An 18072-nucleotide genomic window follows, 5' to 3' on the forward strand; every position below is an offset into this window, starting at 1 on the left:
GAAGAGGCATTTTGGCGGCAAGGTCCGGCAAAATGCCTCTTCGACCTAGGCCACGAGCCCCTTCAAACCAAACCTGAACAACGGCTCGCCGAAACAGCGAACAAGCTGAACGCGACACCAACTCGCACATCACTTGTACCTCCTACGCTGGGTCTTCATCAAGAACAAACGCCGGTTGTCGATCGAGCGCTCAAGGCCCTCTCGCCGCACCAGATGTCGCGCTTTGGGGGCCGTGAAGTAGACACCACGACGGACTTGTATGACCAACCCACGTTCGCGAGCAGTTTCATGCGCCGTCCGAAGATGCCCTTCTTCCACGAGCATTTTGGCGTAGCCCGGGCTGAGAAGCTGTTGCGCGCTGGCTTCGATATCCTGGATTCGCGCAGGCTGAATTACGGCTAGAATTGAGAAGTAAGCGAAGAGCGGGTCAATCTTTTTCATGGCGCTAGCAACTTGTTTTCCGCCACTCTGTGGCCCTGATCGATAACGAATTCCTCGACGATTTCCCAACACTGATCATGGTCGTCATAGTCAATGAAAACGACCTTTGCGCCCTTCTTTTGGGCAGCGGGGATTGGGCCTGTGTTCAGGTAGTTGGGATCATCTGCCTCGTGCTTCTTGTCGATAATGATCAGCATTTTAAGACACACATCCGCGTGTAACGAAAAAGCACCGAGTTCCAAGAAAGAGCCGGGACTACTCGGCAGCATCACAATGGCGTCGGTTGAATGCTTTGCGTGCAGAAGTTCAGCGCTTGCCGCATTGTTTCGCGTTCCCAAAAGCGGATTGGCTGCGTTGATTAGGTTCTTGTACTCCCCCATAGTCACAACCCAGCCGAAGTCTGAGAGTCGATGATACAACGCATACCTTAGTCTTTTGGCCTTATTCTTAGCTCCTCGGCCTGGCTTTTTACCGGTGGACTCTATGTATGGTCCCGCGAGGAAAACCTTAAATTGAAGGCCTGCTGCGGTTGCCGCGTTCTGAAAAGCTTCCTGATCTAGCATCATGAGCGTGCGTGTGGGTGGTTTGTTCGCCGTCATGCTGCGAACCTCCCATCTTCGACTCTTTCCGCCTGCCCAAGTGCCGCCAAGCTTTCCAGGAGCGGCTGCACAGCGGTCTTCCGTGCTCGTAGGAATCTGCGGGCGATCTGTTCCGGGGTGGCTTCGCCCATCTCAGAAAGCGCTTCGCGGACGGCGGCGATCTGGTCGGGGAGGGTTTTGGGCCAGGGGGCTTTTTCGACCTTCGCCGTGACGCCCAGGTCCATGTCCTTGGTCTTGCCCTTCGCGGCCACGCGGCCTTCGGGGTTCTGGTAGTCGGGGCGGAGCCAGCGGATGTGGCCGCGCGCCTCTTCCTCGGCGCGTTCCTTGTTGAGCGCGACGAGGCGGAAGAGGATGTCTTCGTCGCTGAGGTCCACGGGCCAGCCATAGGCCTCGGCCACGGCGTCGTCGATCTGGTCGTGCAGGTCCTTGAGGATGCCGATCAGGCCCTGGTCGTAAATCTCGCGGTCCTTGCCCTCGATGACCTCCCCGGCGCGGAGCTTTTCCAGCACGTTGTAAATGCTTGTCACGGTCAGCTTGGGGTGGGCGGCCTGCTGGCGCTTGCGATGGGCGTCTAGCTCTTCGCCCAAGGCACGGAGGCGGCTGCGCTGGTCGTCGGAGAGGTCAGGGAAGGGGAATTTGTTGAAGCAAACAACATGATTGTAGCGAGGGTGATTTCCTTTCCCCATACGCCCGCCAGCAACGAGTGCCCAAGTCTGATGCAAGCGCGAGTTTAGGATCGACAAAAAGTCGAAACCGTCATGCGCGATGCAAACTATCTCGCTTTCCGGGATCGTGTCGAAATCTGTTGCCTGGAAGGCTTTATGAATGCCGGTTCGAGTTGCTGCGAAAAATCGCCTGAGTCCAGAAACCGCTGTGCGCAGTCCAGAGCGTGCTTCGCTGTAAACCCACCACTTGTCTCGATAAGCCTTGCGATTGTTTTGCATTCGGATCGGGTACACCGTGTCTTTTAGGTGCTGATAAGCAGCCGGAAAACGGGTGCGAACATCGGCCTCGGTTAAGCCAAAGAAATCAAGAGCGTAGAACCCACGCCAAATCTGAGTGAAATCACTGCCGCTCTTGAACGGCTTGAGATGTGGTTCAATAGCTGGACCGGTTGCTTCGATCAATGAAAGCGCTTCGCTCTCGGGAATTAGAAATCCCTCGCCGCTCAGTGTCATACCCCTGTGCGCAAGGCCGGAGTTAGCGGCTAATTGTTTTGCACCAGCGACGTCGGCACCAATGCGAAGGTCGGCGAGCAGTTTACCCAATTGGTGATCGAACGTCACCTGGCGGCCATCTGCCTCGCTCTTCTCCTTACTCTCAGTCGCTAAGGTCAGCAATCGCCCGGCCCGGTTGCCCGCTGCGCCCACGGTCATGGCGATCCGTACGGCGGCACCATCCGCTGCATCAACCCAAGGGTGGTCGGGGATGGCAAACAACAGAGATAGCGGCTTCTTCGGGTCGTACAGATGTGGTTCTAGCACTCGCCGATTGAATGTCTGACGCAACGAGTTTGTGGTAATGAAGCCAAACCGGCGCGTGCCTGTGGCTTTTGCGGTGTCATAGGCCCGTGACGCTAGAGCGGCCTTTTCCCACCACCACATTACAAGGTCAGAACTGTCCGGCACTTTCGTGTAAACTCTACGCAGGGCATCGGTATAGCCGTTGCCCAGATATTCCCGCATTTTGGATGCACCGATAAAGGGCGGGTTTCCAACGATGAAGTCCGACTTCGGCCATGTCTTGGCTTTGGGGTTGATGTAGATTTCGTCTTGAACAAGGGCGTTAGGGTCCGGGATTTCGCGCCCCGTGACGGGATGTGTGATGAACGTCACCCGGTCCCAACGGGTCTTTGGGGTTCCGTCATCATTGTAGGCTGGTTGGACTATTTCCCAATCGAGCACCGCGTCGCCCTGGGTAATGTTCTTGAAGTCGCGCAGCACAGGCTCGGACGGGGCGGCGGTGCCGTGGGTGCGGTAGTGCCATTGCAGGTAGCCGATCCAGAGCACCAGCTCGGCCACATTGGCGGCCCAGGGGTTGAGCTCGATCCCGAGAAACTGGTGCGGGTCTACGGTGATCAGCGGGCGCGTGTCGCCCAGTTCGATCATCAGCGACGTGACCTCGCCTTCGAGGCGCTTCATCATCTCCAGCGCGACATAGAGGAAGTTGCCCGAACCGCAGGCGGGGTCGAGCACGGTGGTCTCGCAGAGCTTGGCGTGGAAGTCGCGGACCAGCTTGAGCGCGTCGTCGGTCTTGCCGTCCTCGGTCAGACGCTGGACGGCGGTCTGCACATCGCGCCAATCCTCGCGCATGGGTTCGATGATCGTGGGCGTGACAAGGCGCTGAACATAGGCGCGGGGCGTATAGTGCGCCCCCAGCTTGTGGCGCTGGCGTTTGTCCAGCGCGCGCTCGAGGAGCGTGCCGAAAATCGCCGGTTCGACCTGTTTCCAGTCGGCTTCAGCGGCTTCGATCAGCAGGCCCAATTGCAGGTCGTTTAGAGGAAGCGCGTCGGCATCCCTGAAGAGGCCGCCATTGAAGCGCTTGAGGTCCTGCATGAGGACCTGGGAGAAGCCGCCGGTGTTCATCGTCTCCCACAGCCCCTCGAGCGCGGGTTGGGCGTGTTCGGGGTGGCCGCGCAGTTTGTGCAGAAGGTCCGTGAAGCTGCCGCGCGGGATAAGGTCCACGTCTTCAGCGAACATCGAGAAGAGGCAGCGCATCAGGAAGCGGGCGACGGTTTCGCTGTCGTGGCCCTGGCCTTCGAAGCTTTTGCCCAGTTCGGCAAGGTGAGCGGCGATGTCGCGCGTGACCTCGGCGGATTTCAGCGAGGGGTCGAGGCTGTAGGGGTCGGTCCAGATCGTACAGAGCAGGTCGCGGATGTCGTCCTTGCGCAGATCGTCGAGATAGATGCGATAGCGGTTGCCATCGGGGAACTGGTTGTAACCCTGCCCCTGTTTCGAGAAGTCGGAATAGAGCTCGATCACATGGCCCACGTCGACGATCATCAGGAAGGGCGGCCAGCCATCTTCGCGGGCGACGGCGCGGGCGTAATTGTCGGCCTGGTTGCGCGCCTTGAGCATGGTGTCGTCCCAGGCGGCGGTGCCCCGCACGCCATGGCCAATGCGCTTCTGGTTGCGCGCGGCGGTGCCCTTGGCCAGATCGGCGGCGCGGTTCTTTTTCTGGTTCACGCCCTGCTTGGTTTCGAGCACGAAATGCCCCGCGCGATAGGCGTCGATAAAGCCCGTGGTGCGCTTGTGCGTGTGGGCGAACGTGACGGGCCGTTCAAACCGGTAGTGGTCGTTGCTGTCGTCATCGGTGGCCGGGTTGGGCCGGTCGAGGCCCAGCAGTTCGGTCAGCTCGATCACGAAGAGCTGGTAATTGGCATGCTCGCTGCCGCCGGTGTCTTTCCAGCGGGCGATGAAGTCGTCGATCTGCGGGGCATTACTCATGTGAAATCAGTGACTCGGTACGGGAACGCGTTCGGACAAGAATTGCTCGAAGGTGGCGGTTTCGACCGCATGGGCACTCGCGTCACGCGCGGCGGTAATCCAGGTTTCGGTCAATGCGCAGAGACCCATGATTGCGAAACCTGGGATCAGCAAGAGCCAGATCGTGAGGGGTGTGCTTCCGGCGCTGAAAACGCTGTGAAGCAGGGGCCAGACAATGAACGGCATTCCGCAGGCCCCAACCCAACGCACCGGCTTCATCTTTTCCTCGGCAGCGGCGGTCAAGCGATCACGCGTTTCGACCAATCCTTGTTCCCAAACCAGGAATTCATCCATCACCTGCCCCGCTAGGTAGTGTCCGCACCGGCAATAGTCGCGGGAGATGTATTCGACCTGGCCGCAATCGGCACACCGGATCGCGTTGATGCTGTCTGCGTCAGGGCGCAGACGGCTTTTGTGCGCAGATTTGCTGTGTTCGCCGTCGGTGCCGCAGACGTCATTCAGCAGACGTTCAGAGTCACGACCGAGCCGCAGCTTGCGCGGACGCAGTTTCAATACGTCGTCGGGAAAATCTTCTGTCAACATCAGCTTACAAGCCTCAAAACACTATCAATTCTTGTTGTATCCGGTGCTCCGCTCTCGCCAGACAATGCATCGGCATTCAGGACTTCATCGAACAGGAACTCGATGGCGTCCCACTTCTTTTCGGGCGTCACGCTCAGACCTCGATCCATGATGCGCCGTTCAACAGCGATCCCGATCTTGCGGTACGCGGTCGCAATCTCTTCGTGCCTGCGGTTCTTTCCGTCTTCGGAGTCTCCTTCGAGCATCCACAGAGGATCGACGTCGAACTTCTCGTAGACTTCCAGAAGCAACTGAGCCGTCAGGTCACGCTGGCCACGTTCGTAGTTCTGATAGGCGCTTCGACTGATGCCAAGCGCCTGAGACATCTCCTCTTGGGAGAGGCGAGCCATATTTCGTACTGCCGCAAGGCGATGCCCAAGGCCAGAAACAGCCATGTTCAACTTTCGTTTGTATTTGTGTTGACCTCATTCGTAGTCATTTGTATCAAAAATAGATACGAACGATGGCGACACGCTTGATTCATGCAGTTTCAGCGTAGTTTTGTTTCATTCTGGACGCAAAGCGATTTCTTCCGCTTCAGTTCGTGAGCAACGACGACAGGAGGCGAAGCGTGGGAAAGCTGCTTGAAACCCCCAAGGAACTGGCCGAGCGCGTGGGCATTCCCGTGTCCAACGTGCGTTACCTGATCCGCGAAGACATGCTGGATCACATTTTCACCGCACCAGGACGCCGCAATCCCAAAATCCCAAAGGGTGCTTGGGAGCGATACGTCGAGAAATTCACAGTTAAAGCAGACGTGAGCGAAGGGCCGGGTGCGGCCTCGGGCGCGAATTGATCGAGTGAAGGAAACCCCATGGCAATGCCCCGCGCGACCCTGACGCAGAGCGAATTGACACGATACCTCAAGGCGTACCGGGACGCGGGCATTCCGGTCGTGCGGTCAGAGATCAGCCGCGACGGCAAGGTCGTGATCTACAGCACCGAGAAACACACCGACGAGGTCAACAACCCGTGGGATCACCCGTGAAACGCCGCAAGCAGTTTCCCGGCGCGACGGCTTATTTCGACCGGCACGGGAAGCGGCGTTGGCGGTTTCGGAAGGGTGGGTTTTCGGCGGAGCTAGGAAGCGATTACGGGTCGGAGGATTTCGTTCGGCGGTACGAAGACGCTGTGAACGGACACAAGACGCGCGGCCAGATCGGGGCGGACCGGACCAAGCCTTACAGTGTCAGCCAGTTGGTCGCGCTCTGGTATCGCTCACCGGAGTTCCTCGATCTCGCGTCGAGCACGCAGAAGGTCTATCGTGGGATCGTCGAGAAGTTCCGCGAAGAGCATGGCGACAAGCCGGTGCGTTTGATGCAGCGTCGGCATGTGCAGACGATCCTGGCCGAGAAAGCCGAGACCCCCACAGCCGCAAACAACCTGCGCAAGCGGCTGATCCAGTTGATGGATTTCGCGATCACGCTGGATTGGCGCGACGAAACCGTTTCGCGTGGGCGGTGACGGCTTTCATACATGGGACGAGGACGAGCTGGCGCAGTTCTTCAAGGTCCACAAACCTAGCTCGCTCGCACATACGGCGGTGACGCTGATGCTCTACACCGGCGCGGCGCGGGTCGATGCGGTGAAGCTAGGGCCGAAGAACGTCCGCAATGGCAAGATCGAGTACCGGCGGCAGAAGACGCAGCGCTCAGGAGGGGTGCTGGTTTCCGTGCCGATCCATCCGGACCTGGCCGAGGTCCTGGGCAAACTCCCAGAGGATCGGCCCTTCCTGGCAACTCAGAAAGGCACAATGCGCTCTGCCGGTGGACTGGGCAATCTCATGCAGCGTTGGACCGAAGAAGCCAAATTGCCCCAGTGCTCCGCCCACGGACTCCGCAAAGCTTGCGCGCGTCGTCTGGCCGAGGCCGGGGCGACGGCGCACGAGATCGGCGCGGTCACAGGGCACAAAACACTGGCGCTCGTGCAGCGCTATACCGAGGCCGCAGGCCGCGAAGGCATGGCCGATTCCGCGATTGAAAAACTGATCGCCCGCCCAAATGGCGAGCGCAATTTGGCGAACCTTCCCAAGAGGTTCGTCAATTCTGACACCAACCCCAAGCAGGGAAAGGATAATTTATGAGAAGTGGTGAGCCGTGCAGGATTCGAACCTGCGACCCACTGATTAAAAGTCAGTTGCTCTACCAACTGAGCTAACGGCCCACTCTTTTGTTGGATCTTCTCGATCCGTGGCGCTCTTTACGGCAATTTCCCAACCGGGTTCAAGCCCTTATTTTGCGCCTCGTTTCGCTGAAACAACCTGTGTTTCCAGCGACCCGATAGGCGGCCTAATTAGGCAGGTGGCGCAGGGGGGTCAACCCCTTTTTTCACGATTCTACGCGACAGGGTGGATTCATGTTCCGACCGACGTTATATCGCCGCCATGCAACAGAAACGCGATATCAGTTTGCCATTTGTTAAGATGCACGGGTTGGGCAATGACTTCGTCATTATTGATGCGCGTGCGCGGGATGCTCTGATTACCCCGGCACTGGCCCGAGGAATCGGACATCGGCATTTTGGTGTGGGATTCGATCAGCTGGCCGTAATCGAAAACGGTGCGGCTGACGCGCATCTGGTGTTCTACAATTCGGATGGATCAACTTCGGCGGCGTGTGGCAACGCCACAAGATGCATCGCGCGAATGTTGATGGATGAGACGGGCAAAACCCAACTGACGCTGACAACCGAACGTGGAACGCTTGTTGCGCAGGACGCAGGTGATAGGCTGACCTCGGTCAATATGGGTCTTCCTCAGTTGGAATGGCACGAAATTCCGTTGGCTGAAGAGATGGACACGTTGGAACTGCCAATCGAGGGTGCCCCTACAGCGACGGGTATGGGCAATCCGCACTGCACATTCTTTGTTGAAAACGCCGAGGCGATTCCGCTGGCCGAGTTCGGCGCCCGCTATGAACACCATCCTTTGTATCCCGAGCGCACCAATGTGCAGGTGGCTCAGGTCGTGGGTCCGGATCACATCCGCATGCGGGTGTGGGAACGTGGCGTGGGCATAACCCTGGCATCAGGGTCGTCATCCTGTGCAACCGCGGTGGCTGCGGCGCGGCGTGGGCTGACAGGGCGAAAGGTGCAGATTGATCTTGATGGCGGAACCCTTTGGGTTGACTGGCGCGAGGATGGCGTCTGGATGACCGGGTCAACCTGTCACGTCTTCTCGGGCACGTTGTCGCCCGAGTTTCTAGGGACGCTGGGATGAACCCGCCTAAATTCACCACATTGGGTTGCCGCCTGAACGCCTATGAAACCGAGGCGATGAAAGAGCTGTCGCAACAAGCCGGACTGACGGATGCCGTGGTGATAAACACCTGTGCCGTCACGGCTGAGGCTGTGCGCAAGGCACGGCAGGAGATCCGGAAACTTCGACGTGAAAATCCGAACGCCCGGCTGATTGTTACCGGGTGCGCTGCCCAGACAGAACCCAACACCTTCGCGCAGATGGCCGAGGTCGATGCGGTGATCGGCAACACGGAAAAGATGCGGCCAGAAACCTGGAAAGGCATGGCCGCCGACTTTATCGGCGAGACCGAGGCCGTTCAGGTCGATGACATCATGTCTGTCACCGAAACGGCCGGGCACCTGATCGACGGGTTCGGCACACGCTCACGCGCCTATGTGCAGGTCCAGAACGGGTGTGACCATCGCTGCACCTTCTGCATCATTCCCTATGGCCGGGGCAATTCGCGCAGCGTGCCTGCCGGTGTTGTGGTGGATCAGATCAAGCGGCTGGTGGATCGGGGCTATCATGAGGTGGTGCTAACCGGCGTTGACCTGACCTCATGGGGGGCCGATCTGCCTGCACAGCCCAAACTGGGCGATCTGGTGATGCGCATCCTGAAACTGGTGCCGGATTTGGCCCGCCTGCGGATCAGTTCGATCGACTCGATCGAAGTGGACGAGAATCTGATGCATGCCATAGCAACCGAACCACGCCTGATGCCGCATCTACACCTGTCGCTTCAGCATGGCGACGACCTGATCCTGAAGCGCATGAAACGTCGCCACCTGCGCGACGATGCCATTCGATTTACCGAAGAGGCCCGGAAACTGCGCCCCGACATGACCTTTGGTGCCGACATCATCGCAGGTTTCCCGACCGAGACCGAAGCGCATTTCGAGAACTCGCTGAAACTGGTTACCGATTGCGAACTGACCTGGCTGCATGTCTTCCCATATTCGAAACGCGAAGGCACTCCAGCAGCCCGCATCCCGCAGCAGGTGAACGGGAATCTAATCAAGGATCGCGCCGCCCGCCTGCGTGCGGCTGGGGACGTTCAGGTCAGGAAACACCTGTCAGAACAGATCGGCAAAACCCATCGGATCCTGATGGAGAACCCGCATATGGGGCGAACCGAACAATTCACCGAGGTTTCGTTCAATGCACCCCAGCCCGAAGGCCAGATCGTAACCGCCCGAGCCATTGGGGCGAATGATCACAGTTTGGTTGTCTGAAGGTCTGCAGCCTCACCATCTGCGACAAGCAATTCTTCCATGAATACGCTTATCAGTTGCGCACGCCCATCAACCCCGGCCTTGGCATAGATCGAGGCGGTCTGCGCGCGCACGGTTCCGACGGCCCGTCCCCGGATGCGCGCGATGTTTTCGTTATCCAGCCCTTTCAGAACCAAAAGACCCACGTCTCGCTCGGCAGCGGTGAGCCCCCAACGGTCGAAAAACGTGTTGATGACCACGCTCATTTCACCCTGCGCGGCCTGTAGGCCAAGCTTGGTCTGTTCCACCCTTGCCAGCAGGCGTCGAAGTTCAATCATGAAAAAAACAATTCCGGCAAGCAGAACAAATGCGACAAACGCCTCAAGACTTACATGAGAAGGTCCCTCGCCTTCCTTCAAATCCAGGGCGACATCGCCAAGGTAAAACACCACACAAAGTACCTGAACAACGATCATTATCGACATAAGTACAGCCCGGTGAGCGTCTGCATCGCCGGGCCGCCAATAGCTTCTGATCCATTTGATCATTTGATTGACCAGTCCTCAGGTATATTCTTCCGCCCTGTTATCATAGCCTTTGCCAAAGCGACACCTGTTCGCCACTGATTGATGACAACCCCGGCAACATGCAGCAGAACAGATAGCATCAGCCAGTTGAAGGCCAGTTCGTGCAGGTCTTCGACCCATTCGACGCCAAAGAATCGAACTGTTCCCATCATGATTCCTGTCACACACAAAGCCAGCAGTGTCGCCCAGAGGTTATAGACCATAAGGGCCCCCAGAGGGTTGTGTGAAAGGTGCACGCTTTGATCACCCCGCCCCATGTCCCGCAGGTGATTAAGGGCCGCACGGGGGCTGAAAGGAAAGGCGGTGAACCTGGCAAAAGCCGGACCCGTTAACCCCCAAAGCAGCCGCAACAAGACCAAAGCCAGCACGACATAGCCCACATATTCGTGGAACGCGCCCTCGGGATTGGATATCGCCGCATTGATCAGAACGCACAAGGTTACGACCCAGTGAACCAGCCGGACCAGTGGATCCCAGACCTGGACTTCGTGGGCGCCTGTGCGCCCACGATGCATCAATTCTGTTTCGGACATTCCGGTTACTGATCCTCAATCTTGACGACTTTGCCGCTTGCGGGGTCGACATAAACCTCGGCCAATTTACCATCCTTGACGACATAGGCTTCGATCTTGCCGTCTTCCGTCTCGATTTTGCGGACATCGAATCCCATGCCCGTCAGCGTTTGCCGAATTTCGGCTTCGGACTTTCCAAGCTCGGCATCGGGTGCGAGATCCAGTGCCAATACCGGCGTTGCAAATAGAATTGAGGCAAAAAGAATAGGAAGTTTCATTGTTGTGACTCCGTGTTTCAGACAAACGGCAATTGATCAGCCGTTGTGGCTGATGTGCGCCTGTGAAGCTGTCCAATCCATTGACCCGGCGCTTATTTCGACCAAATAAGCGCGCGCTGATGGCGGCTTGGCAAAAGAAAACCCCCGCAACCTGACGGCGCGGGGGCTGATTTAGTAAAATCCGGTAGGACGGATCGGATCAATCTTCCTTGCGGAGTTTGCCCTTGTGCGGCGCCCATAGACGCTTGTTGACCAGGTACAGCAGCACCGACAGAACGGTCAGGAAGATCACACCGACAAAGCCTGCGTTCTTGCGGTCTGTCAGCTTTGGCTCGGCTGCCCACATCAGGAATGCGGCAACGTCCTCGGACATATGCTCGACCGTGTTCGAGTGCCCGTCTGCGAACTCGACCTGCTCGTCAGCCAGCGGAGGCGCCATCGAAATCCAGCCGCCGGGGAAGGCAGTGTTTTCATAGAGCACCGCACCCGCCTCTTCTTTTTCGTGACCGGTGTAGCCATGCAGCAAAGACGCGATGTATTCCGGTCCACCCATGCCTTTGACCAGCTGGTTGATGCCCAGGCCATAAGGCCCATGGAATCCGGCACGGGCCTTGGCCATCAGGCTCAGGTCAGGTGCGCCGACGCCGGTATTGGCCGGGAAGTGGTCGGTGGGGATCGCCGGACGGAAATCGTCCAGCTCGGGGTCGAAGACTTCGAAGTTGCCAGCCGCGTATGCGATGACTTCCTCTTCCGAGTAACCCAGCGCTTTCAGATCGCGCAGCGGCACATATTGCAGACCGTGGCAAGCCGCGCAGACCTCGGTATAGATCTGCAGTCCACGTTGCAGCTGATGCTGGTCCCAGGTGCCGAACGGGCCTTCGAACGAGAAGGCGAAATCTTCGATATGCTGCTCACCACCACCTGCTGCAATGGATGCAGCAGGGGTCAGGGCCAGAGCAAGCGCGGCGCCGATTGCAAGTTTCTTGAACATGTTTCCGGTCCCTCTTCTTACTCGGCCGGCGTGGCGTCGGCGTCAGCCTTGCCATAATGCGCGTTGAAGTCTTCTTCGATGGTCTCGGGCTGGGCCAGAGGTTTCTCGATCACACCGAGGATCGGCAAGATCACGAAGAAATAGGCGAACCAGTAGGCCGATGCGATCAGCGAGAAGGTCGCATAGGGTTCTTCCGCAGGCATCGCACCCAGCCACATCAGGGCAAAGAAGTCGATGATCAGCAGGTAGAACCACCATTTCAACATAGGACGGTACTTGCCCGAACGCACGCTCGACGTGTCCAGCCAAGGCGCCAGCGCCATGGCCAGGATCGCGCCAAACATCGCCAGAACACCAAAGAACTTGGCGTCAACGATGCCACCGGTGATGAAGCTCGCGAACTGTACAACCCAGACCTCACCGGTAAAGGCACGCAGGATCGCGTAGAACGGCAGGAAGTACCATTCAGGCACGATGTGAGCAGGCGTAACCAGCGGGTTGGCTTCGATATAGTTGTCCGGGTGACCCAGATAGTTCGGCATGAAACCGACAACAGCCCAGAACACGACCAGGATCACGGCCAGCGCGAACAGGTCCTTGATCACGAAATACGGCCAGAACGGCAGCGTGTCTTTCTTCGCCTCGTCTTTCGAGCCGCGACGCACTTCAACACCTGTGGGGTTGTTGTTGCCGGTAGTGTGGAACGCCCAGATGTGCACCACGACCAGAGCCGCGATGATGAACGGCAGCAAATAGTGCAGCGAGAAGAAGCGGTTCAGCGTGGCGTTGTCCACCGCAGGTCCGCCCAGCAGCCAGGTCTGGATGGCATCGCCCACAAACGGAATGGCGCCAAACAGGCCGGTGATCACAGTCGCACCCCAGAAAGACATCTGACCCCATGGCAGAACATAGCCCATAAAGGCCGTGCCCATCATCATCAGGTAGATCAGCATACCGACGATCCACGTGATCTCGCGCGGGGCTTTGTATGAGCCATAGAACAAGCCGCGGAAGATGTGGATGTAGACCGCAACAAAGAACAGCGATGCGCCGTTCATGTGCAGGTAACGGATGAAGTAACCGCCATTTACGTTACGCATGATGTGTTCGATGCTGGCAAACGCCAGATCAACATGCGGCGTATAGTGCATCACCAGGATGATACCGGTGACAATTTGCAGCGCCAGGCAGAACGCCAGAACGATGCCCCAGATCCACCACCAGTTCAGGTTCTTGGGGGTCGGGATCATGAGGGTGTCATACAGCAGGCCAACAATCGGCAGGCGGCTGTTCAGCCATTTCTCGCCGTTTGTCTTCGGCTCGTAATGATCGTGGGGAATTCCGGACATAAGTTTGGGTCTCCCTTAGCCGAGTTTGATTGTGCCGTTGTCCACCCACTCTGCGGGCGGAATGGGCAGGTTCTCAGGCGCGGGGCCTTTGCGGATACGACCGGCAAGGTCGTAGTGTGAACCGTGGCAGGGGCAAAACCAGCCACCAAAGTCGCCTGCATCACCCAGAGGCACACAACCGAGGTGGGTACAAACACCCATCTGGACGACCCATGCACCCGGCGCTTCGCCTTCCGGCGACGGCATCACCCGGTTTGCGTCGGTCGCAGGGGCATCGGCGCTCAGGTTAAAGTTGCGGGCCAGCGGATCGGGCAGCGCATCAACACCTTCGGCGTCCTGTTTCTGAGCTTCCTGGATCTCTGCACCGGTGCGGTGACGGACAAAGACGGGTTTTCCCAACCATTTGACGGTCAGCTGCGTACCCGGCTCAACACCGCTCACATCCACACGGATCGAGGACAGCGCCTGAACGTCTGCCGATGGGTTCATTTGGTTGATCAGGGGCCATACGGCTGCACCCGTTGCAACGACACCTGCGCCGCCAGCGACGTAGTACAGGAAATCTCTGCGGGTGCCTTCGTGGTCTTCTGCGTGGGACACGAGGTTATCTCCGATTGTCTGGCGCCCGCGGACGGGCAAATAGCTCGCGCACCGCACGAATGCGGTGTCTTAACCGCGCTTACTATCGGGGAGAATAGTGTTCGTCCAGCGTTCATAAACGCGCAATACGCCGCATGTGTCGTTTCCAGCAGCTGCGGACGGTGTTTTTTGGTGAATCTCGCGTGCGACTTTGTCGGCAACTTCGATTCATGCGCCATTGATTCGCTTACCCACCCTGTCTTCCGTCACCTGGATCAGGTATCTGGAGCCTGTCTCGTGGACCGCTGATTTGCGCCCTAAAGTACATAATCAAGACTTCGAAACGGGGATTGTTTTCAGCAAAAACATACTCGCTAAATACATGATTTAAATTATAAATTGCACGCGCCCCACCTGTTGCACTTTCCGCGCGAATAAAGGACAGCGCAAAAGGCGTGCGAACTCCCGCAAGGAGACCCCAATGTCAAAGATCGTTCTGGCCGCTGCCTTGTGCACAATGGCCCTTCCCACTCAGACCCTTGCCGCGGGCGATCCCGCAAAAGGTGAGGCGATATATAACCGTTGTTCTTCGTGTCATGCGATCATCAAGGATGGTGAAGTTCTGGTCAAAGGTGGAATCACCGGCCCGAATCTGTACGGCGTCATCGGCCGCGTGGCCGGGTCCGAAAACGATTATCGCTATGGAAGCGAGCGCCTGCCGATCGGCATGTTCACGGACGACATGATCCGTGCCGGCGAGGAAGGTCTGGTCTGGACCGAGGAAAACATCGTTGCCTATGCGCAGGATCCTATCGGCTTCATCAAGGAATTTCTGGATGACGAAACTGCCCGTCCGAACATGAGCGTCAAACTCAAGAGCGGTGCGGACGATATTGCCGCTTATCTGGCGACTTTCAGCCCCCAGTAAACCCGGCGCCTGGTGCTGGCTACGCCTTGTGCATCAAGGCGGCCAGCCGGGCGATTTCACTGCCAAAGCCAGTGGATACCTGATCAGCAGCAGCATTTCGCGCACCTTCGGGTTTGTTCTGACCAAGCTTCCAGGTGCCCTGAATATCTTCAACGCGCATGCGGCACGGTACGATCATGCGCATCATCTTGTTCAGCGCGTCCGAGGACATTTTTCCCGTGACCCATGGGGCCTTGGGCAGCAGCCGCTTTTCGTAGAACGCCGATTGGCGGTCAAGCACGTCACGTAACTCGTCCTGCGGGCGCAGCTCAAGTTTTCCGATCAGGTGCACGGCGACATAGTTCCAAGTCGGAACCTGATCTTCGACACCGTACCAATCCGGCGAAATATATGCATCCGGCCCCTGCACCGCGATCTTCGCGTGCTGCGGCTCGCGCAGCGCTCGTACAATAGGGTTCGAGCGCACAAGATGCAGGTCAGCCAGTGAACCGTCTTCGGACAGCAGAAACGGGACGTGGCTTAATAGCGGGGCCTCTTCGGCAGAGAGTGCCAGAACGCCGAACGCCCGGTCGCGGGCGAATTCAACATGCCGGGCTCGATCCTCGGCGCGAAAAGCGGGGTTAGGGTGCATGAATGTCCTCCTGTCAATTCTCTTGCAGCGTCGGACAGTTCTTGGCAAGGTCCGCCTAGTTCTCAGGGCGGGGCGGAATTCCCCACCGGCGGTATGCGGGCCACGGCCCGCAAGCCCGCGAGCGGCCCCGGCTTTCGGGGTGTCAGCAGATCTGGTGAGAGGCCAGAGCCGACGGTCAAAGTCCGGATGAAAGAGAACGTGCAAGCCGCGCCGGTGAACCGGCGCGCCTGCTCGTGATCGCCTTGGGTGACGTGTCATGCCGGGCTGGCAGCGAAATGGGATCTGGTTCTCGCGACTGCCGGCAGGCCACCAAACTGAAAGGAGATCATGATGACACACACCCGCTATGCTTTTGTCAAAGCCAACTGGCATTCCGATATTGTTGACCGCGCGCTCGACGGCTTCCTCGAACTCGTCCCCTCGGAACAAGTCGATGTCTATGACGTTCCCGGCGCGTTCGAGATGCCCCTGCTGGCCCGTGATCTGGCCCGGACCGGGCGCTATGCCGCCGTCGCCTGCGCTGCCTTTGTCGTTGATGGCGGCATCTACAGGCACGACTTCGTTGCGCAGGCCGTGGTCGATGGCCTGATGCGCGCCGGGCTTGATACAGGGGTTCCTGTCCTGTCGATCTCGTTGACCCCGCACCAGTATCAGGAAACCAAACATCACAATTCGATCTACCGCGACCATTTCGTACAAAAAGGGCGCGAAGCGGCTCAGGCCGCGCTGATGATCTCGGAAATCCGTGCGAAAATCACGCAGGCCGCCTGATCTTCATCTTTTCGAAAATACTCAAAAATGCGCCGCCCGACGGGCGGCGTTCAAACCATCAACGGCCAAATCCGCTTGAGGCCGGGGGCCTTGCCCGCTAATCACGATCCGCAAAGGAGCACGCCCCATGTCGATGAACAGCTTTGGCCATCTTTTCCGCGTCACCACCTGGGGTGAAAGCCATGGGCCCGCCTTGGGCGCCACTGTCGACGGATGCCCGCCGGGCGTTGCGATTGACGAGGCGATGATCCAGCATTGGCTGGACAAGCGCAAACCGGGGCAAAACAAGTTCACAACGCAGCGGCGCGAACCGGATCAGGTCAAGATCCTTTCTGGCGTGTTCGAAGGCCAAACTACAGGCACGCCCGTGCAACTGATGATCGAGAACACGGATCAGCGCTCGAAAGACTACGGCGACATCATGGACAAGTTCCGTCCGGGCCACGCTGATATCACCTATTGGCAGAAATACGGCATCCGCGATTATCGCGGGGGCGGGCGCAGTTCTGCGCGGGAAACAGCATCACGTGTTGCAGCAGGTGGACTGGCGCGCGAGGCCATCAAACAGATTGCGCCCAATGTGCAGATCACCGGCTACATGACCCAGATCGGTCCGCACAAGATCGACCGCTCCAAATTCGACTGGGCGCAGATTGAACAGAACCCGTTCTGGACGCCTGATGAACAGGCGGCCGGGGATTGGGCCATCTATCTGGATGATCTGCGCAAATCCGGCAACTCGGTCGGTGCCGTGGTCGAGGTTGTGGCACGCGGTGTCCCGGCAGGGCTTGGGGCGCCGATATACGCCAAGTTGGACACTGATCTTGCGGCCGCGATGATGTCGATCAACGCTGTCAAAGGCGTCGAGATCGGCGAAGGCATGGCTGCCGCCGAACTGACTGGTGAAGCCAATGCCGACGAAATCTTCATGGGTCAGGATGGCCCGCAATACAGTTCAAACCACGCAGGCGGGATTCTGGGCGGCATCTCGACCGGGCAGGACATTGTCGTGCGCCTTGCGGTCAAGCCGACCTCTTCGATCCTGACCACCCGCAAGACCATTACAAAATCCGGTGAAGAGACTGAGATCATCACAAAGGGCCGTCATGACCCCTGTGTTGGCATCCGCGCTGTCCCTGTCGGTGAGGCGATGATGGCCTGTGTTATCCTAGATCACTTGCTGCTGCACCGTGGTCAGATCGGAGAAAACCGTGGACGGATCGGCTGATCTGCGCGCGCGTTTGCGTGCTGTTGTCGCGCAACGCATGGAAACTGATCCGGCCCATGACCTGGCCCATCTGGATCGTGTTTGGACCAATGCTCAGGCCATTGCTGACGCTCGGGCGGACATCCCCGTCCTGTTGGCAGCCTGTTATCTTCATGATCTGGTCAACCTACCCAAGAATGACCCGAACCGACAGTTTGCCTCACGTCAGTCAGCGGCTGAATCAGGGCCTATTCTGACAAAACTGGGCTTTTCCGACGATCAGGTTCAGGCCGCACAACATGCGATAGCGGCCCATAGCTTCTCGGCCAACATCCCACCTGAAACACTGGAGGCCCGGATTCTGCGCGATGCGGATCGCCTTGACGCCTTGGGTGCCATCGGGATTGCGCGCACATTTTCTGTATCAGGTGCTTTGGGGCGTGTTCTCTATGATCCGGCTGATCCATTCGCAGAGACGCGCCCGCTGGACGATCTGCGGTATTCGATTGATCACTGGAAGGTCAAACTGCTGACCCTGCCGGACGACATGCTGACGGATGCAGGCAAGCAGATCGCGCAAGCAAGGGCGGGCCGAATGTTTCAGTTCCTTGAGGCTTTTGCAGCGGAAATCGGCGCATCGGTACCGAACTCGTGGACCATCACCTGATCCACCCCGTTGATCT

General features: G+C 58.3%; 22 protein-coding genes, 1 tRNA gene and 1 riboswitch. Of the genes, 10 read left to right on the forward strand and 13 right to left on the reverse strand.

Annotated elements, in window-relative coordinates; all coding sequences use genetic code 11:
• Positions 1–129 precede the first annotated feature (129 nt).
• Genes ACR0AM_RS14110 through ACR0AM_RS14130 form a run of 5 tightly spaced genes read right to left on the reverse strand, consistent with a single transcriptional unit; the run spans position 130 to position 5502 of the window.
• Positions 130–441 (reverse strand): hypothetical protein, encoded by a 312-nt coding sequence (locus ACR0AM_RS14110; RefSeq protein ID WP_480623236.1) that lies wholly within the window; start codon positions 439–441, stop codon positions 130–132.
• On the reverse strand, positions 438–1040 hold the full coding sequence (locus tag ACR0AM_RS14115; protein WP_480623237.1) for a hypothetical protein: 603 nt from the start codon (positions 1038–1040) through the stop codon (positions 438–440). Before ACR0AM_RS14115 ends, ACR0AM_RS14110 begins: the two co-directional genes overlap by 4 nt.
• A complete protein-coding gene (locus ACR0AM_RS14120; RefSeq protein ID WP_480623238.1) occupies positions 1037–4486 on the reverse strand; it encodes a class I SAM-dependent DNA methyltransferase in 3450 nt (1149 codons plus the stop codon). The genes ACR0AM_RS14115 and ACR0AM_RS14120 overlap by 4 nt, the downstream gene beginning before the upstream one ends.
• 6 nt (positions 4487–4492) lie before the next feature.
• Positions 4493–5068: a hypothetical protein gene (locus ACR0AM_RS14125; RefSeq protein WP_480623239.1), complete on the reverse strand. Its 576-nt coding sequence runs from the start codon at positions 5066–5068 to the stop codon at positions 4493–4495.
• Positions 5068–5502, reverse strand: a complete 435-nt coding sequence (locus ACR0AM_RS14130; RefSeq protein WP_480623240.1) for a helix-turn-helix domain-containing protein — start codon at positions 5500–5502, stop codon at positions 5068–5070. The genes ACR0AM_RS14125 and ACR0AM_RS14130 overlap by 1 nt, the downstream gene beginning before the upstream one ends.
• Before the next feature lie 176 nt (positions 5503–5678).
• Here ACR0AM_RS14130 and ACR0AM_RS14135 point away from each other — a divergent pair, with 176 nt between their 5' ends.
• From ACR0AM_RS14135 to ACR0AM_RS14150, 4 genes are read left to right on the forward strand one after another with little or no spacing between them, the layout of a single operon-like run.
• Positions 5679–5903 carry a MerR family transcriptional regulator gene (locus ACR0AM_RS14135; RefSeq protein ID WP_480623241.1) on the forward strand — a complete coding sequence of 75 codons (225 nt, stop codon included), beginning with the start codon at positions 5679–5681 and terminating at the stop codon, positions 5901–5903.
• Between the two features lie 18 nt (positions 5904–5921).
• Positions 5922–6095, forward strand: coding sequence for a hypothetical protein (locus ACR0AM_RS14140; protein ID WP_480623242.1), 174 nt, complete (start codon positions 5922–5924; stop codon positions 6093–6095).
• Positions 6092–6571, forward strand: coding sequence for a hypothetical protein (locus ACR0AM_RS14145; RefSeq protein WP_480623243.1), 480 nt, complete (start codon positions 6092–6094; stop codon positions 6569–6571). The genes ACR0AM_RS14140 and ACR0AM_RS14145 overlap by 4 nt, the downstream gene beginning before the upstream one ends.
• Positions 6561–7190 (forward strand): tyrosine-type recombinase/integrase, encoded by a 630-nt coding sequence (locus tag ACR0AM_RS14150; protein ID WP_480623244.1) that lies wholly within the window; start codon positions 6561–6563, stop codon positions 7188–7190. The genes ACR0AM_RS14145 and ACR0AM_RS14150 overlap by 11 nt, the downstream gene beginning before the upstream one ends.
• A gap of 4 nt (positions 7191–7194) precedes the next feature.
• Here ACR0AM_RS14150 and ACR0AM_RS14155 read toward each other — a convergent pair.
• A tRNA-Lys gene (locus ACR0AM_RS14155) sits at positions 7195–7270 on the reverse strand.
• Between the two features lie 220 nt (positions 7271–7490).
• Here ACR0AM_RS14155 and dapF point away from each other — a divergent pair.
• Both dapF and mtaB read left to right on the forward strand, forming a co-directional pair.
• Positions 7491–8324 (forward strand): diaminopimelate epimerase, encoded by an 834-nt coding sequence (dapF, locus tag ACR0AM_RS14160; protein ID WP_480623245.1) that lies wholly within the window; start codon positions 7491–7493, stop codon positions 8322–8324.
• Complete coding sequence (gene mtaB, locus ACR0AM_RS14165) at positions 8321–9577, forward strand: tRNA (N(6)-L-threonylcarbamoyladenosine(37)-C(2))-methylthiotransferase MtaB (RefSeq protein ID WP_480623246.1); 1257 nt, start codon at positions 8321–8323, stop codon at positions 9575–9577. Before dapF ends, mtaB begins: the two co-directional genes overlap by 4 nt.
• Here the strand turns inward: mtaB and ACR0AM_RS14170 are convergent.
• The 6 genes from ACR0AM_RS14170 to petA all read right to left on the reverse strand — a co-directional run bounded on the left by ACR0AM_RS14170 (position 9559) and on the right by petA (position 13873).
• Positions 9559–10104 (reverse strand): helix-turn-helix transcriptional regulator, encoded by a 546-nt coding sequence (locus tag ACR0AM_RS14170; protein ID WP_480623247.1) that lies wholly within the window; start codon positions 10102–10104, stop codon positions 9559–9561. The genes mtaB and ACR0AM_RS14170 overlap by 19 nt on opposite strands.
• Positions 10101–10676, reverse strand: coding sequence for a cytochrome b/b6 domain-containing protein (locus ACR0AM_RS14175; protein ID WP_480623248.1), 576 nt, complete (start codon positions 10674–10676; stop codon positions 10101–10103). Before ACR0AM_RS14175 ends, ACR0AM_RS14170 begins: the two co-directional genes overlap by 4 nt.
• 5 nt (positions 10677–10681) lie before the next feature.
• Complete coding sequence (locus tag ACR0AM_RS14180) at positions 10682–10933, reverse strand: PepSY domain-containing protein (RefSeq protein ID WP_480506915.1); 252 nt, start codon at positions 10931–10933, stop codon at positions 10682–10684.
• A 199-nt stretch (positions 10934–11132) separates the two neighbouring features.
• Positions 11133–11924 (reverse strand): cytochrome c1, encoded by a 792-nt coding sequence (locus ACR0AM_RS14185; RefSeq protein WP_480623249.1) that lies wholly within the window; start codon positions 11922–11924, stop codon positions 11133–11135.
• Between the two features lie 17 nt (positions 11925–11941).
• Positions 11942–13273, reverse strand: coding sequence for a cytochrome b (gene petB / locus ACR0AM_RS14190; protein ID WP_209506969.1), 1332 nt, complete (start codon positions 13271–13273; stop codon positions 11942–11944).
• A 15-nt stretch (positions 13274–13288) separates the two neighbouring features.
• Positions 13289–13873, reverse strand: a complete 585-nt coding sequence (petA, locus tag ACR0AM_RS14195; RefSeq protein WP_267363183.1) for a ubiquinol-cytochrome c reductase iron-sulfur subunit — start codon at positions 13871–13873, stop codon at positions 13289–13291.
• Positions 13874–14333: 460 nt separating this feature from the next.
• On the opposite strand from petA, the gene ACR0AM_RS14200 reads away from it, so the two are divergent.
• Positions 14334–14780, forward strand: coding sequence for a c-type cytochrome (locus ACR0AM_RS14200; protein ID WP_480474561.1), 447 nt, complete (start codon positions 14334–14336; stop codon positions 14778–14780).
• 19 nt (positions 14781–14799) lie between these two features.
• On the opposite strand, the gene ACR0AM_RS14205 is transcribed toward ACR0AM_RS14200, so the two are convergent.
• Complete coding sequence (locus ACR0AM_RS14205; protein ID WP_480555087.1) at positions 14800–15411, reverse strand: FMN-binding negative transcriptional regulator; 612 nt, start codon at positions 15409–15411, stop codon at positions 14800–14802.
• 54 nt (positions 15412–15465) lie between these two features.
• Positions 15466–15613, forward strand: a riboswitch (FMN riboswitch).
• A gap of 128 nt (positions 15614–15741) precedes the next feature.
• Here ACR0AM_RS14205 and ACR0AM_RS14210 point away from each other — a divergent pair.
• The 3 genes from ACR0AM_RS14210 (at position 15742) to ACR0AM_RS14220 (ending at position 18056) form a co-directional block, all read left to right on the forward strand.
• Complete coding sequence (locus ACR0AM_RS14210; RefSeq protein ID WP_480623250.1) at positions 15742–16182, forward strand: 6,7-dimethyl-8-ribityllumazine synthase; 441 nt, start codon at positions 15742–15744, stop codon at positions 16180–16182.
• A gap of 127 nt (positions 16183–16309) precedes the next feature.
• A complete protein-coding gene (gene aroC / locus ACR0AM_RS14215) occupies positions 16310–17410 on the forward strand; it encodes a chorismate synthase (protein ID WP_480623251.1) in 1101 nt (366 codons plus the stop codon).
• Entirely contained in the window at positions 17394–18056 is a 663-nt protein-coding gene (locus ACR0AM_RS14220) for an HD domain-containing protein (RefSeq protein WP_480623252.1), read from the forward strand. The genes aroC and ACR0AM_RS14220 overlap by 17 nt, the downstream gene beginning before the upstream one ends.
• Positions 18057–18072 lie beyond the last annotated feature (16 nt).

The organism is Ruegeria sp. AD9 (genome assembly GCF_056542305.1).

What these genes read in the sequence shown, in the direction of transcription:
- ACR0AM_RS14110 (WP_480623236.1), bottom strand. Translation starts at nt 441, where the DNA reads ATGAAAAAGATTGACCCGCTCTTCGCTTACTTCTCAATTCTAGCCGTA.
- ACR0AM_RS14115 (WP_480623237.1), bottom strand. Translation starts at nt 1,040, where the DNA reads ATGACGGCGAACAAACCACCCACACGCACGCTCATGATGCTAGATCAG.
- ACR0AM_RS14120 (WP_480623238.1), bottom strand. Translation starts at nt 4,486, where the DNA reads ATGAGTAATGCCCCGCAGATCGACGACTTCATCGCCCGCTGGAAAGAC.
- ACR0AM_RS14125 (WP_480623239.1), bottom strand. Translation starts at nt 5,068, where the DNA reads ATGTTGACAGAAGATTTTCCCGACGACGTATTGAAACTGCGTCCGCGC.
- ACR0AM_RS14130 (WP_480623240.1), bottom strand. Translation starts at nt 5,502, where the DNA reads ATGGCTGTTTCTGGCCTTGGGCATCGCCTTGCGGCAGTACGAAATATG.
- ACR0AM_RS14140 (WP_480623242.1), top strand. Translation starts at nt 5,922, where the DNA reads ATGGCAATGCCCCGCGCGACCCTGACGCAGAGCGAATTGACACGATAC.
- dapF (WP_480623245.1), top strand. Translation starts at nt 7,491, where the DNA reads ATGCAACAGAAACGCGATATCAGTTTGCCATTTGTTAAGATGCACGGG.
- mtaB (WP_480623246.1), top strand. Translation starts at nt 8,321, where the DNA reads ATGAACCCGCCTAAATTCACCACATTGGGTTGCCGCCTGAACGCCTAT.
- ACR0AM_RS14170 (WP_480623247.1), bottom strand. Translation starts at nt 10,104, where the DNA reads ATGATCAAATGGATCAGAAGCTATTGGCGGCCCGGCGATGCAGACGCT.
- ACR0AM_RS14175 (WP_480623248.1), bottom strand. Translation starts at nt 10,676, where the DNA reads ATGTCCGAAACAGAATTGATGCATCGTGGGCGCACAGGCGCCCACGAA.
- ACR0AM_RS14180 (WP_480506915.1), bottom strand. Translation starts at nt 10,933, where the DNA reads ATGAAACTTCCTATTCTTTTTGCCTCAATTCTATTTGCAACGCCGGTA.
- ACR0AM_RS14185 (WP_480623249.1), bottom strand. Translation starts at nt 11,924, where the DNA reads ATGTTCAAGAAACTTGCAATCGGCGCCGCGCTTGCTCTGGCCCTGACC.
- petB (WP_209506969.1), bottom strand. Translation starts at nt 13,273, where the DNA reads ATGTCCGGAATTCCCCACGATCATTACGAGCCGAAGACAAACGGCGAG.
- ACR0AM_RS14200 (WP_480474561.1), top strand. Translation starts at nt 14,334, where the DNA reads ATGTCAAAGATCGTTCTGGCCGCTGCCTTGTGCACAATGGCCCTTCCC.
- ACR0AM_RS14205 (WP_480555087.1), bottom strand. Translation starts at nt 15,411, where the DNA reads ATGCACCCTAACCCCGCTTTTCGCGCCGAGGATCGAGCCCGGCATGTT.
- ACR0AM_RS14210 (WP_480623250.1), top strand. Translation starts at nt 15,742, where the DNA reads ATGACACACACCCGCTATGCTTTTGTCAAAGCCAACTGGCATTCCGAT.
- aroC (WP_480623251.1), top strand. Translation starts at nt 16,310, where the DNA reads ATGTCGATGAACAGCTTTGGCCATCTTTTCCGCGTCACCACCTGGGGT.